This window comes from Gammaproteobacteria bacterium (genome assembly GCA_032250735.1).
GTDB lineage: Bacteria > Pseudomonadota > Gammaproteobacteria > SZUA-152 > SZUA-152 > SZUA-152.
Window position 1 is genome coordinate 1 of sequence record JAVVEP010000044.1, and the last position, 13,217, is coordinate 13,217.

Here is a 13,217-nt window from a genome sequence, read left to right on the forward strand (position 1 = left end):
TGACCCAACGAAAGGCGATGAAGCGGTGCAAAGTCAAGCAATGACCCCAATGACCTGCGCCGTGCAGCCAATCTACCATTAAAGGAGGTAGCCGGCCTGTTCGGCGTGTCGCCTTCACGCATATCGCATATCCAGAAATTAATGGACACCGGCCGGCTTTCGACGTTGCAACGAAAGGCAATGAAGCAGTGCAAAGTCAAGCAATGACCCAAATGACCCAAATGACCCCAATGACCCCAATGACCCAACGAAAGGCGATGAAGCGGTGCAAAGTCAAGCAATGACCCCAATGACCAATGACCCCAATGACCATGACCCCAATGACCTGCAAAGTCAAGCAATGACCCCAATGACCTGACCCCAATGACCCCACTTCTGCCTCACCACCCTCGCGGGCATCATCCCCGCCAGCTTCCTGCTCGCCCACTTCGGTGCCGAGATGGTATCCGGCGAGAGTGAGCGCATCGGCACCACGCTGTTGCTGCTCGGCGTCGTGTCGTTGCTCGCCATATTGCTGCAACGGCTGCACAAACGCCGCTGACCCGCTCCCGGTTTTTTTCGCCACGCCCTTGACTCCGTACCATGGTACGGCGCCTAGGCTTGCCTCAAATCATATGAGGAAACGGCCATGGCGGAGCATTTCGCATCCAATAACACACCCAACGCAATCAAAAACACCTCGCTGATCGCGGCTGCGGTGGCGGCCATCGGCGCCTCCCTGTGCTGCGTCGGGCCCCTCGTGCTGCTGACGCTGGGCATCGGTGGTGCGTGGATCGGCAACCTCAGCGCGCTCGAACCTTTCCGGCCCATTTTCATCGGGGTGATGCTGCTGTTTCTGGGGCTGGCGTTTCGCAAGCTATACCTCGTGCCCGAGGCCTGTGCCGTGGGCAAACCCTGCGCCAATCCGGTCACGCGCCGCAACCAGCGCGTCATCTACTGGGTGGTGACGGTGCTGCTTGCGCTACTCGTTACCTTCCCCTGGTACGGGCCTTATCTACTCGATTGATCAATCCCAAGAGGAAACACCATGCATAAATTATTTCTGATAGCGGCCTTGTCTCTGGCAGTCCTCAGCAGCGCGCTCGCCGGCGAACTGAAAACCATCACCCTGGCGGTGGACAAGATGACCTGCAACATGTGCCCCGTCACGGTGAAGAAGGCCCTGAAACAGGTGGACGGCGTGACCGAGGTCAGCGCCAGGTACGAAGGCGACGGCATCAGCTGGGCCAAGGTGACTTTCGATCCTGCCAAGGCCGACGTGGAGGACCTGACCTTCGCCACCGATCAGGCCGGATATCCTTCGCAGCTCAAATTTTCCGGGTCAAACCATGAGTAGCCGCTGCGCGAACAGCGCGGAAGATCCCTTGCATGTCGCCATCATCGGCTCCGGCTCCGGCGCCTTCGCCGCCGCCATCAAGGCCGCCGAAGGGGGCGCACGGGTGACGCTGATCGAGGGCAGTGAGGTAATCGGCGGCACCTGCGTAAATGTGGGCTGCGTGCCTTCCAAGATCATGATCCGCGGTGCGCACATCGCCCGTCTGCAAGCCGCCCACGGCTTTGACGGCATCGCGTTGCACACGCCGCGCATCGATCGCCCCGCACTGGTCGCGCAGCAACAGACCCGCGTCGCACAACTGCGCGAGGCCAAATACGAAAATATCCTAGAGAGTGTCCCCGGCATCGAGCTGGTGCGCGGCTGGGCGCGTTTCGAGGATGCGCATAGCCTGCGCATCGACGGGCCGGGCGGCGAGTCCTGCACCGTAACGGCCGATCGCATCCTCATCGCCAGCGGGGCGCGCCCCGCGCTGCCGCCCATTCCCGGCCTGGCCGAGACACCGTGCTGGTCGTCCACCGAGGCGCTCGTTGCGGAGGAAACTCCCGGCCACCTAATGGTCATCGGCGCCTCCGTCGTAGCAGTGGAGCTGGCGCAGGCCTTCCGCCGCCTGGGCGCGGAAGTCACCGTGCTGGCGCGCTCAACGCTGCTGTCGAGAGAAGACGCCATGATCGGTGATGGCCTGGCAAAGGTCTTCGCCGATGAAGGTATACAGGTCCTGTTAAATACCACCGTGGCATCCGTGCGCCACGACGGCAGGCGATTCACGTTAGACACTGCCGATGGCAAACAACTGCAAGGCGACCGGCTTTTAGTCGCCACCGGCCGGGCACCCAACACAGCGGCATTGGCGCTGGACAAGGCCGGTGTGGAAACGGACCGGGGCGGCGCCATCGTCATCGACGAGCACCTGCGCACCTCGATCCCGCACATCTACGCCGCCGGGGATTGCACCAACCAGCCGCAATTCGTCTACGTGGCCGCAGCCGCCGGCACCCGCGCGGCCGTAAATATGCTGGGCGGCGATGCCGCGCTCGATCTGTCGGCCATGCCCGCCGTGATCTTCACCGATCCGCAAGCGGCCAGCGTCGGCCTGACCGGTCCGCAGGCGGAAGCACAAGGCCTCGCGGCCGACAGCCGCACCCTCACGCTCGACAACGTGCCGCGTGCCCTGGCCAATTTCGACACGCGTGGCTTTATCACACTGGTGGCGGAGAAAGACAGCGGCCGGATTCTCGGCGCCCAGCTGCTGGCCGCCGAGGGCGGCGAAATCATCCAGACCGCCGCGCTGGCCATCCGCAACCGCATGACGGTGCACGACCTGGCCGACCAGCTGTTCCCCTACCTGACCATGGCCGAAGGCCTCAAGCTCTGCGCCCAGACCTTCACCCGCGATGTCACGCAACTCTCCTGCTGCGCGGGGTGACCGCGCCCGGTTTCACAACCAAATCGTTCCGGGTTAGGCTGAACCCTTTCAACCTTCAAGAAGGGCTCGAATCGTGACTACCAACAGGCGCGACATTCCATCAGAAGCGGCCCTGACCATAGGCCAGCTCGCCAGTGCCGCAAGGGTCAATGTCGAAACCATCCGCTACTACCAGCGCATCGGGCTGGTCACGGAGCCCGGGAAACCGGCCCAGGGCTACCGCCGCTACCCAGCCCCCACAGTGGCGCGCATCCGCTTCATCAAACGCGCCCAGGAACTCGGCTTCACCCTGCACGAGATCACCGAACTGCTGTCACTGGACGATGGTGACTGTTGCGAGGCGCGGACGATAGCGGAACACAAGCGCGATCTCATCCGTCAACGCATCGCCGACCTCGATGCCATGCAGCGCGAACTCACCCGACTCATCGACGACTGCAAGGAAAACGTAGCGAGCCAGGACCGCTGCGCCATCATCGCCACCCTGGCCAGACCACCCAAAAGCCCTTGACCTGGCGTCAGTTCCAGGGTCCGGGAGGCTGTCGGATTTAGGATGAATTGTCTACAGAAGTGTTTTGTTTTGAGTAGTGCCTTACCACGTGTCGCCGATGCAACGATCTATGGATAGCGGACGGCTTTCGTCATCGCAACGAAAGGCGGTTGATCTGTACGCACCCTCACTTATAACTCAGACTTGAATCCGTGGCTTAACCACAGATTCAGGTCCGATTTATTCGGCAGTGCAAAGTCAAACAATGACCACCGATTTATAACCGTGGCGATGTTATCTTGTTGAGGTTATGTTTTTAAACATGTTTCAAACATATAACTTTCATTACATATAACAATTAATAGATGCTGTGAAAACAGCGTTTTATACGCCACACCCGTCGTTACATCACTCCGCTGAAGATAGTGTTGGCAAAGCCAGAACAAATTGCTTATTCTCTGGCTTGCATCATCAGCCAAAATCAGAATGGATGTTGCATAAAGGCCATCTGATACTCACCTACTCATCAATGCAGTTCACAGATAAAGGATTTATGCATGAAAGAGTACAGTCCTAACTTCAACAAAAAATCACGCCTCATCAAGACCCCGGAGATCACCCCGCAAGACACCGCCAGCCTGCCCGAGTTTGAACCGCACACACTCACCCAACGACTCTCCGACATCCTGCAAGTACAAAACGATTTTTATCCCTGTTTCGACTGGACCTTTCCCCCTCCCATCCTTTCCCCCGGCGCACAACCCTGCCCACCCGAAGAACTATTTGCCGAGCCCTCCATCATCCCCGGCAAATACAGCCTCTATTTGCACAGTCCGTTTTGCGAAACCCTGTGTAACTTCTGCTATTACACCGTGTTTCCCGGCAAGGGCATCAACGAGGCCGATCGCTACATCGACTACCTGCTGCGCGAAATGCAAATGTATGCCGCTTGCCTGCAGGGAATGCAGTGCGAATCCATCTACTTTGGCGGTGGCACGCCCACCCATCTGCCCACCCATCTACTGATCAAGGTGTTCGATGGCCTGCGGAAATATTTTGATATCGCCAGTGACGCCGAGATCACCATCGAGGCCGCACCGGGCACCCTGCCGGATGACAAGATTGTGTTGCTCCACAGCCTGGGTGTGAACCGCATGAGTTACGGTATTCAGACACTGGACGAAGAACTGCTCGCCGGCATGAACCGCAACTACTCCGTCGACCAGGCCAAGCACGAACTGCAACAGGCCCTGCGTGTATTTCACAACATCAACGTCGACACCATGTACGGTTTCGACAACGAGGGAGACGACGCGCTGATCAATACCCTGCAACAATTCAATAGCCTCGGCATCCCCAGCCTGTCCATCTATTCGCTGGACAAGCAACGCTGCGGCACCAACCTCAACCCGGAAGGTCCCAACAAGGACGTGCTGTACAAAAAGAAGATCGAGATCTTCACCCAGGCCAAGGCCTACCTGCTGAGTGAGGGCTTCCAGCCGGTGCTGCAAAACATCTTCGCCAAACCGGAAAAGTCCTCCTACCAGCATCAGGTGCGGCGCTGGGAAAACCTGCCGCTGGTGGCCATGGGTATCGCCGCGCAGGGTTACGCCCCGCAAAAGCCCTACCAAAACTCCGTGACCATCAAATCCTATTACCAGTGCATCGATGAAGGCCGCCTGCCGCTCACCTCGGTGGATCGACTGACACCGGAAATGGAACTGGCCCGCGAAGTCGCCAGCCGGTTGCGTTTTACCGAGGTTCCGGTAGAAGACATTTTTGACAAATACGGCGTCAATCTGCACGCGGTATTTGGCGACCTGATCAGTTCCCTGAGCGAACTTGGACTGGTGACCTGCGACGACGGTGTGCTCAAGCTGACGCCCAAGGCCGCCTACTACAACAACATTATTCCCATGCTGTTTGCCCCAGACGCCTTCAAGGAGGAGTTGCTGGGCCTGCCTGAAGAGTTCCTGGAAAACTACCCCATCCCTCATGTGCTGACCCGGCTGGGCAAGACCCAATCGACCCCCATCATTGTTCGCTCAAAAGTCGTCCAGCAACAAGGTTCGCTCGACGGTCTACTCGGTGAAGCGGACTGGACTTATCCTAAAGCCACACACGACCTCCATCAAACGGTAAAGACAGAGGCTTAACCACGGGGCTAAACAACAACGTTCCGTGTCCGGCGCCCATCAAGGGCACCGGGCCAACCGCGCAAGGCACCTCAGTCATGAGTCAAGAGTCAAGCCTGCGTTAGTGTATTAATATGTTCACCCAACATCTCGTACAACTGACGCATGCTCTCGCACATCTCCCTCTTGTGACGGTGCATATTATTGGTCGCATGAAATCCTGCATACTCATCATGAATACCCCGACATACTCATCATGAATACTCCGAACAGGAGTGTTTTGGCGTTTCATCTTCGAATGCCTCCTGATACAGACAAGGAAGACAACCATGCAAGCTAATACACTCGCTATGCACAACCCCGAACTGCAACTGGCGCAGGATTTCGTCCAGCACACCAGCCACCATATTTTCCTGACGGGCAAGGCCGGCACCGGCAAGACCACGTTCCTGCACAGCCTCAAACACCACACGCCCAAGCGCATGATCGTTACCGCACCTACCGGCGTGGCCGCCATCAACGCGGGTGGCGTCACCCTGCATTCGTTTTTTCAATTGCCGTTCGGCCCCTATGTGCCGGGCAGCGACCTGCCGCAGCGGCGCTTCAGCAAGGAAAAGATCAATATCATCAAAGGCCTCGATCTGCTGGTGATCGATGAAATCAGCATGGTGCGCGCCGATTTGCTGGATGGCGTCGATGCGGTGTTGCGCCGCTACAAGCATCGCCAGCGGCCCTTCGGCGGCGTGCAGTTGTTGATGATCGGCGACCTGCACCAGCTCTCGCCGGTGGTCAAGGACGACGAATGGCAACTGCTCAAACCGTATTACGATTCCTGTTATTTTTTCAGCAGCCATGCACTGCAACAGACCGACATGATCAGCATTGAACTGAAACAGATCTACCGCCAGTCCGACGCGGATTTTATCGCGCTGCTGAACCGGGTGCGCGACAACCGGCTTGATGAGGCCACGCTGGCTGCCTTGAATTCGCGCTACCGGCCGGAGTTTCAACCCGGCGAGTATGACGACTACATCACCCTCACCACTCACAACCGCAAGGCCGACCACATCAATGACCGGCAGTTACAGGCATTACCTTCAAAACCCTTCAGCTTTGCAGCGCACATCGAAGGCGATTATCCAGCATACAGCTACCCCACCGCGGAGACACTGACCCTGAAAATGGGCGCGCAGGTAATGTTCGTGCGCAACGACGGTTCCGCGGAAAAACGCTACTTCAACGGCAAGATCGGCAAAATCATCCGCCTCGACCGGGAGCGCATCACCGTGAAATGTCCCGATGATGAAGATGCCATCCAGGTCGAGCCGGTCAGCTGGGAAAACATCAAATACTCATTGGACGAGAAAACCAAAGGCATCACCGAAGAGGTGATTGGCCGCTTCACCCAATTCCCGTTACGCCCGGCCTGGGCCATCACTATCCACAAAAGCCAGGGGCTGACCTTTGAGCGCGCCGTCATCGACGCGCAGGCGGCATTTTCCCACGGCCAGGTCTATGTCGCCCTGAGCCGCTGCAAGACATTCGAAGGCATGGTGCTGAGCACGCCGCTGTCGCAGAGCGCGGTGAAAACCGACGTCACGGTGGCGCAATTCGTCGACAATGCCGGCCGCCATCCGCCGACACAGCAACAACTAACCAGCGCCAGAATCCTCTACCAACAACAATTGTTGTTGGAGTGTTTCGATTTTCAGCCTCTGGCATCTGGTTTGAGAAACCTCTGCAAGCAGGTGCGTGAGGGCGGTCACCTCATCCAGTTGACCGCTGGCGAACCCGTGGAAGAAGTGGAACAACAATTCAGCGGGGAAATCAGCCGCGTCGCGGATAAATTCAAACACCAACTGCAGTCATTGTTCGCACACGACAGCGTGCCGGAAGACGATCCCCATCTACAGGAACGTGTACAAAAGGCCTCCCGCTACTTCACCGACAAACTGCACTCGGGTTTGATCCCATGGACAAGCCACTTTGGTTTTGAAACCGACAACAAGGACATCCGGAAACACATCAACAAAACGCTCGAATCCCTGCGCCATCAGCTCGCCGTCAAAACCGCCGCGCTGCAAAGCTGCCGCGACGGTTTCGCCACCGGCACCTACCTGAATGCCCTGGCCCATGCGGAGATCGCATTCGGTTCACAGCCCACAAAAAAACCGGTGGCTGACATCAGCGCCCAGGATGTTCAACATCCACAACTTTTACAGGCACTGAAGGCCTGGCGCGCCCAACAAGCGGCAGAGGAACAGGTGGAACACTACCGCATCCTGCACCAACGGGTCTTACTGCAGATCGCCGCCCATCTGCCGGACACACAAGCTGCGCTGCTGCAAATCAAGGGCGTGGGCAAGGCCACGGCGGAGAAATACGGTGCACAACTCACCGCCATCGTCAGCGAGTATTGCCGCGAACATGCCATCGAACCGCAACAGCTGCCTACGGAAACCATCATTAAAGACAAGGCGAAAAAAGACACCAAGCACATCAGCTACGAACTGTTCCTGCAAGGCAAAGGCATCCAGGAGATCGCCGATGCCCGGGGGCTGGTGTCGAGCACCATCGAGAGCCACCTCGCTCACTTCGTGGGGCTGGGCGAGTTGGACATCCACGACCTCGTGCCGCAGGAAAAAATCACGCTGATCCAACAGGCCGCGGAAAAAAAAGGCCGGGAAAGCCTGGGCCTGCTCAAGGAACACCTGGGGGATAGCTGTTCCTATGGCGAGATCCGGCTGGTGCTGGAATCTTTGCGTTAACTATTCCAAGTCGGGCTGGGGCAAACTCCACCAGCATGGCATCGGCCCGAGCCAGGAATCGGCCCCAATGATGGTCGTCGCAATGCCGCCGCATGGTCTCATGCCCCGCAATCGGCTATCCTGTAAGGCCTTTAAAACCGGCTCAAGCTGTCAGATTACAACCCTGCAATGTCACTTGATTACACCACCCTGGAGGCCTTGCGGCAGAATCATCCCGCCTGGCGCCTGCTGGCCAGTCCGCACGCGCCCCTGATGGCGAGCTTTTTCCAGAAGGTGTTCGTAGATAAAAATGCCCGAGTGATCGCCCAGGCCGATCTGGCGGAGGCGCTGGAGGATGAACTGTTTTACTTGCGCGAACTGTTGGGCGGGGACAAGTTTCCCAAACCGGCGCTGGACTATCTGAATGACTGGGCCGCGCCGGACAAGGGCTGGCTGCGCAAGTTCTATCGCGCGGATTCCGACGAGGTGCAGTTCGATCTGACCCCGGCCACCGAAAAGGCCCTGACCTGGCTGGAGAGCCTGAACCAGCGCAGTTTCGTCGGCACCGAGTCGCGCCTGCTCACGCTGTTCGAGCTGCTCCGCCAGCTCAGCGAGGGCAGTGACGACGATCCTCAGACGCGGCTCAGGGAGTTGCAAAAACGCCGGAATGAGCTCGATGCGCAAATCGCCCAGGTGGCGCAGGGCAACATTGCGCTGCTCGATGATACCGCCCTGAAAGACCGCTTCATGCAATTCAGCCAGCAGGCACGGGAATTGCTCGGCGACTTTCGCGAAGTGGAACATAATTTCCGCCACCTCGACCGCAGCGTGCGCGAACGCATCGCCGCCTGGGCCGGCAACAAGGGCGAACTGCTGGCGGATATCATGGGCGAGCGCGACGCCATCGCCGACTCCGATCAGGGCGCCAGCTTTCGCGCCTTCTGGGATTTTCTCATGTCCCCGGCGCGCCAGGAGGAATTCAGCGAACGCCTGGATAAAGTGCTGGCCCTGCCCGCCGTCAGCGAATTGAAGCCGGACCAGCGCACCCGCCGCATCCACCACGACTGGCTGGAGGCCGGCGAATACACCCAGCGCACCGTGGCCCGGCTGTCGCAGCAATTGCGGCGCTTTCTCGATGACCAGGCCTGGCTGGAGAACCGCCGCATCATGGACATTCTACAGGGCATCGAAAGCAAAACCCTGACCCTGCGCGCGGCGTGGCTGGCGTCGGTTGCTATTTTTTACTGGGGCGATATCGACACCCACGGCTTCGCCATTCTCGATCAACTGCGCGGCAAGTTTCCCCATGTACGCAGTTTATTGATGGATGAGCGCACATTGATGGCCCACCGCGAATTCTGGGGCATGGAGAAAAGCCCCGGGACCAGGGAACTGCATCGGCTGGATGCTGATGAGCAGGACCTGTATCAAGCGCTGATCCACCATCAACACCAGCCGCATTTACGCCTGGAACAGGAAAGGATTCAGTTTGATGTTGTGCTGGCCACGCTGGCTGTACTTGAGTGATTACGCACATAGGCCACGAACGATACCAAGTTCACGGATCGACCCTCTGCCATTATTCTCTTCCCAATTTACTTCCCGGAAGCCCCCTCCCGGAATCACCGCCACCCTGGACAACCCGGAAAAAAATCACTTGACCTGGAGTCGGCTCCAGGGCCTAGGCTTCCGGCAGACTAGAAACATAAGGAGGCAACCTTGAACACCCATCCCTTTATCCGACGCAGAACAGGGGCCGCAGGAGCGATGCCTGCCAGTGCCCTGGCGGCAGGCATGGTGATCGCCTTTGCCGCCACAACGACCTGGGCCCACGACCCCATCTTCGGCATCGGCCCCCATGTGCTGTACAAGGGCGGCATCGAAACCGCCGCCCATCTGCAACGGGACAAGGCCGGCGAGGAAACGGAGAACGAACTGGCCTTTGAGCTGGTCTACGGGCTCACCGGGGACTGGGCCGCCGGCGTCGAGCTGCCCTACGCCGGCAAGGACGACGGTGCCGAATCGGCCAGCGGAGCGGCGGACATCACGCTGTTCACCAAATACCGCTTCTGGCGCGAGGACTCGCTGGGCCTGCAGGAATCGGCCGCCGTGCTGCTGGTGGTGAACCTGGACAACGGCGACGAAACCCAAAGCCCGCCGCTGGGCAACGGCGCCACGGATGTTCTCGCCGGGCTCACTTACGGCTACGAGGGCCTCCAATGGTACCGCTGGGCCAGCGCGCGCTATTTGCGCCCCGGCGAGAACGGCGCCGGCCTGCAAATGGGCGAAAAATGGCTGGTGGATGTCGTCGGCGGCTGGCGCCCCACCCCGCCGGAATACCGCAGGCCCGACACCGTCTGGCTGCTGGAACTCAACGGCGAGTTTGCGCAAAAGGCCACGCGCAACGGCGATTCGCGTCCCAACAGCGGCGGCAGCGAGTGGTTCCTCTCCCCCGGCGTCTTCTGGACCACCCACAACTTCGCCATCAAGGCCGGCGTACAAATCCCCATCGCCAGCGACCTGAACGGTACGCAGGACGAATCCGACTACCGCGTCAGCGCCAGTGCCGAGTGGCACTGGTAAGTCACGACTTCACACAGGAGCACATCCCATGAAACATCTTATTCAACTGATTGCCGCCGCCACCCTGTTCTGGGCCGGCCTCGCCTTCGCCGCCGGCACCCAATACGACCTGCGCGTGGACGGCCTGGCCTGCCCGTTCTGCGCCTATGGTATCGAAAAGAAATTCACCAAAACCCCAGGCGTGGAATCCGTGGACATCGACCTCAAAAACGGCCTGGTGATCGTGAAAACCGCCGAAGGCAAGACCTTCACGCAAGACGAATTGAAAACCCTCATCAACGACACCGGCTTCACCCTGAAGGGCGTGACGGAGAAACCCTTATGAGCCGGATTGTGAGCCGGATTCGATGGACTTCGCTCGTGGTTATCCTCACCGCGCTTGGCGCGGGTTATGCCCTCTGGCCACCCTCGCCGCAGGAGCCGCCCTACGAACTGGCCAAGACCTGGGGCGACAAGGGCGCCGAACCCGGACAATTCAACGAGCCCACCGGCATCGCCGTCGTCGGCACCGAGGTCTTCGTCAGCGACGCACGCAATGCCCGCATCCAGGTGTTCGACCTCGACGGCCGTTTCCTGCGCGCCTTCGGCCACGGGCAACTGGGCCGCCCCATGAATTTGACCATCGCCCGCGGCGAGCTCTACGTGGCGGATTATTTCAACGACCGGATTCACATCTACTCCCTCGATGGCCGTTGGCTGCGCGCCGTGGGTGCATCCGGCAGCAAACCAGGCGCGTTCGACGCCCCCGGCGGCGTGGCTGTGGCGGCCAACGGCGATCTGTTGGTGGCGGACTTCTACAACCAGCGCGTGCAACAACTGCACGCCGACGGCCTCTTCAAGCGCCAGTGGGGCGTGACCCGCCAGGCTGGCGTGTTCGGCGGCAAACTCGGCTATCCCACCGGCGTGGCGCTAAGCGCGGACGGAACGCTGTTCATCGCCGACGGCTACAACGACCGCGTGCTGGCCTATGGTCTAAACGGAAGCGGCCCTGACGGCGAGTTGACGGCCAAATGGGGCGGCCCCTTCGCCGTCAACATCCACGGCCCGTTCAATGGCTGGTTCGCCACCGTCACCGGCATCGCCGTGGGACCGAAGGGCAATGTGTTCGTCGCCGACTTCTACAACGACCGGGTGCAGAAATTCACCCCCGGCGGGGAATTTCTCAACGCCTTCAATCTCCCCGGTGACGGCACGGCGCACACCGCCATTGCCGTGGCGGTGGCCGAAGACGGCAGCGTGTTCGTGGCCGACTACGCCCACCACCAGGTCCAGAAATGGAGCCCGAATGACAAAGGTGATTAACGTGGAAATCTTCACCGCGCCTAACTGCAATCAGTGCGGCCGCGCTGTGACCCTGGTGCAGTCCGTGGTGGAAGAAATCGGCAATGACAGGATACAGTGGCGCCGCGTGGACGTGGTCGCCGAACTGGATCACGCCGTTGCCATGGGCGTGCGCGCCACGCCCGCCATCGCCATCGACGGCAAACTGGTATTCACCGCGCTACCGAGGAAACAACGATTACGCCAGGCACTGAGGCAACAGGGAGAATCCCTGTCATGAGCCACCGCATCGGTGACATCTGCCGGCAACTCGGCCTCAGCGCCGACACCCTGCGCTATTACGAAAAAATCGGCCTGCTGAAGAAGGTCGCCCGCACCGCCTCGGGCATCCGCGTCTACAGCGACCAGGACATCTCCCGGCTCCGCTTCATCCGGCGCGCGCAAAAGATGAACTTCTCCCTGGCGGAGATCAAAGACCTGCTCGCCATGCGCGCAGACCCGCAACACGCCCGCACCGATGTGCGCGAACTCACAAGAAAAAAGCTGGCGGAAATCGAAGACCACCTGCAGGACCTCAGCACCCTGCGCAACGAACTGACCCTGCTGGTCAACCTCTGCGCGGGAAGCGAAGACGGTTGCCCGATTATTGAGGGGATAGAGGATAGGGAATAATGCCGCCCTCCGGGCTGAGCACTTATTTAACCGCGTGGGTAACTATTCAGCATAGGCCAGAGACCGCGCCTGTTACCGGGCCTTTGTGGAAGGAATGTCTTCGGCAGGGATGCCGAAGCCAAGCTACACGGATGTATTGATGCGATTCCTGGAACAAAGGCCCGGTAACAGGCGCTCAACGCCAAGATGCAGATCTGTGCTGAATAGTTACCCGCGTGGTCCGGTTGCTTGCCGCCCCCATCCCATAAGCACGCTCCAACTCTCTCAGGTCCAGCCGCTCCACGATGTCCACTACAAACCGCGCCAGATGTTTTCCCGGCAGCCAATCCTGCGGTGCGGATGGCAGCAGGTACGCGGTGTCTCGATTAATCGCCTGAAATTTGCCTGACATGCTGGCCTCGGTCCGTTATTGTTAGAAACGACATGGGGTCAACGACATGGGGTCATCAACGACATGGGGTCATAACGACATGCAACGACATGGGGTCATCAACGACATGGGGTCATTGCTTGACTTTGCAACGACATGGGGTCATTGCTTGACTTTGCA

At 59.3% G+C, this 13,217-nt stretch carries 13 protein-coding genes and 1 pseudogene; 12 read left to right on the forward strand and 2 right to left on the reverse strand.

From position 1 onward, the window contains the following. Positions 1-196: 196 nt before the first annotated feature. The gene (locus RRB22_15070) at positions 197-565 is read right to left on the reverse strand and encodes a hypothetical protein (GenBank protein MDT8385728.1); all 369 of its coding nucleotides are present in this window, start codon (positions 563-565) and stop codon (positions 197-199) included. Between the two features lie 63 nt (positions 566-628). On the opposite strand from RRB22_15070, the gene RRB22_15075 reads away from it, so the two are divergent. The 12 genes from RRB22_15075 (at position 629) to RRB22_15130 (ending at position 12,667) form a co-directional block, all read left to right on the forward strand. Continuing rightward, positions 629-1,006: a mercuric transporter MerT family protein gene (locus RRB22_15075; protein ID MDT8385729.1), complete on the forward strand. Its 378-nt coding sequence runs from the start codon at positions 629-631 to the stop codon at positions 1,004-1,006. 21 nt (positions 1,007-1,027) lie between these two features. Continuing rightward, positions 1,028-1,336 carry a cation transporter gene (locus RRB22_15080; protein ID MDT8385730.1) on the forward strand — a complete coding sequence of 103 codons (309 nt, stop codon included), beginning with the start codon at positions 1,028-1,030 and terminating at the stop codon, positions 1,334-1,336. Then, a complete protein-coding gene (gene merA, locus RRB22_15085) occupies positions 1,329-2,759 on the forward strand; it encodes a mercury(II) reductase (protein MDT8385731.1) in 1,431 nt (476 codons plus the stop codon). Before RRB22_15080 ends, merA begins: the two co-directional genes overlap by 8 nt. A gap of 73 nt (positions 2,760-2,832) precedes the next feature. Then, entirely contained in the window at positions 2,833-3,270 is a 438-nt protein-coding gene (locus tag RRB22_15090) for a MerR family DNA-binding protein (protein ID MDT8385732.1), read from the forward strand. Positions 3,271-3,806: 536 nt separating this feature from the next. Continuing rightward, complete coding sequence (locus tag RRB22_15095; protein ID MDT8385733.1) at positions 3,807-5,405, forward strand: coproporphyrinogen-III oxidase family protein; 1,599 nt, start codon at positions 3,807-3,809, stop codon at positions 5,403-5,405. A 308-nt stretch (positions 5,406-5,713) separates the two neighbouring features. Beyond that, positions 5,714-8,152 (forward strand): helix-turn-helix domain-containing protein, encoded by a 2,439-nt coding sequence (locus RRB22_15100; GenBank protein MDT8385734.1) that lies wholly within the window; start codon positions 5,714-5,716, stop codon positions 8,150-8,152. A 168-nt stretch (positions 8,153-8,320) separates the two neighbouring features. After that, complete coding sequence (locus tag RRB22_15105) at positions 8,321-9,658, forward strand: DUF3375 family protein (GenBank protein ID MDT8385735.1); 1,338 nt, start codon at positions 8,321-8,323, stop codon at positions 9,656-9,658. A 240-nt stretch (positions 9,659-9,898) separates the two neighbouring features. Further along, positions 9,899-10,714, forward strand: coding sequence for a transporter (locus RRB22_15110; protein ID MDT8385736.1), 816 nt, complete (start codon positions 9,899-9,901; stop codon positions 10,712-10,714). A gap of 28 nt (positions 10,715-10,742) precedes the next feature. Then, positions 10,743-11,039 (forward strand): heavy-metal-associated domain-containing protein, encoded by a 297-nt coding sequence (locus RRB22_15115; GenBank protein ID MDT8385737.1) that lies wholly within the window; start codon positions 10,743-10,745, stop codon positions 11,037-11,039. Then, positions 11,036-12,016: an NHL repeat-containing protein gene (locus RRB22_15120; GenBank protein MDT8385738.1), complete on the forward strand. Its 981-nt coding sequence runs from the start codon at positions 11,036-11,038 to the stop codon at positions 12,014-12,016. Before RRB22_15115 ends, RRB22_15120 begins: the two co-directional genes overlap by 4 nt. After that, on the forward strand, positions 12,000-12,275 hold the full coding sequence (locus RRB22_15125) for a thioredoxin family protein (protein ID MDT8385739.1): 276 nt from the start codon (positions 12,000-12,002) through the stop codon (positions 12,273-12,275). Before RRB22_15120 ends, RRB22_15125 begins: the two co-directional genes overlap by 17 nt. Continuing rightward, complete coding sequence (locus RRB22_15130) at positions 12,272-12,667, forward strand: heavy metal-responsive transcriptional regulator (protein ID MDT8385740.1); 396 nt, start codon at positions 12,272-12,274, stop codon at positions 12,665-12,667. The genes RRB22_15125 and RRB22_15130 overlap by 4 nt, the downstream gene beginning before the upstream one ends. Before the next feature lie 244 nt (positions 12,668-12,911). Here RRB22_15130 and RRB22_15135 read toward each other — a convergent pair. Further along, positions 12,912-13,058: pseudogene (locus RRB22_15135) on the reverse strand (IS1182 family transposase). Positions 13,059-13,217 lie beyond the last annotated feature (159 nt).

What these genes read in the sequence shown, in the direction of transcription:
- RRB22_15110 (MDT8385736.1), top strand. Translation starts at nt 9,899, where the DNA reads ATGCCTGCCAGTGCCCTGGCGGCAGGCATGGTGATCGCCTTTGCCGCC.
- merA (MDT8385731.1), top strand. Translation starts at nt 1,329, where the DNA reads ATGAGTAGCCGCTGCGCGAACAGCGCGGAAGATCCCTTGCATGTCGCC.
- RRB22_15075 (MDT8385729.1), top strand. Translation starts at nt 629, where the DNA reads ATGGCGGAGCATTTCGCATCCAATAACACACCCAACGCAATCAAAAAC.
- RRB22_15130 (MDT8385740.1), top strand. Translation starts at nt 12,272, where the DNA reads ATGAGCCACCGCATCGGTGACATCTGCCGGCAACTCGGCCTCAGCGCC.
- RRB22_15080 (MDT8385730.1), top strand. Translation starts at nt 1,028, where the DNA reads ATGCATAAATTATTTCTGATAGCGGCCTTGTCTCTGGCAGTCCTCAGC.
- RRB22_15095 (MDT8385733.1), top strand. Translation starts at nt 3,807, where the DNA reads ATGAAAGAGTACAGTCCTAACTTCAACAAAAAATCACGCCTCATCAAG.
- RRB22_15115 (MDT8385737.1), top strand. Translation starts at nt 10,743, where the DNA reads ATGAAACATCTTATTCAACTGATTGCCGCCGCCACCCTGTTCTGGGCC.
- RRB22_15125 (MDT8385739.1), top strand. Translation starts at nt 12,000, where the DNA reads ATGACAAAGGTGATTAACGTGGAAATCTTCACCGCGCCTAACTGCAAT.
- RRB22_15120 (MDT8385738.1), top strand. Translation starts at nt 11,036, where the DNA reads ATGAGCCGGATTGTGAGCCGGATTCGATGGACTTCGCTCGTGGTTATC.
- RRB22_15100 (MDT8385734.1), top strand. Translation starts at nt 5,714, where the DNA reads ATGCAAGCTAATACACTCGCTATGCACAACCCCGAACTGCAACTGGCG.
- RRB22_15105 (MDT8385735.1), top strand. Translation starts at nt 8,321, where the DNA reads ATGTCACTTGATTACACCACCCTGGAGGCCTTGCGGCAGAATCATCCC.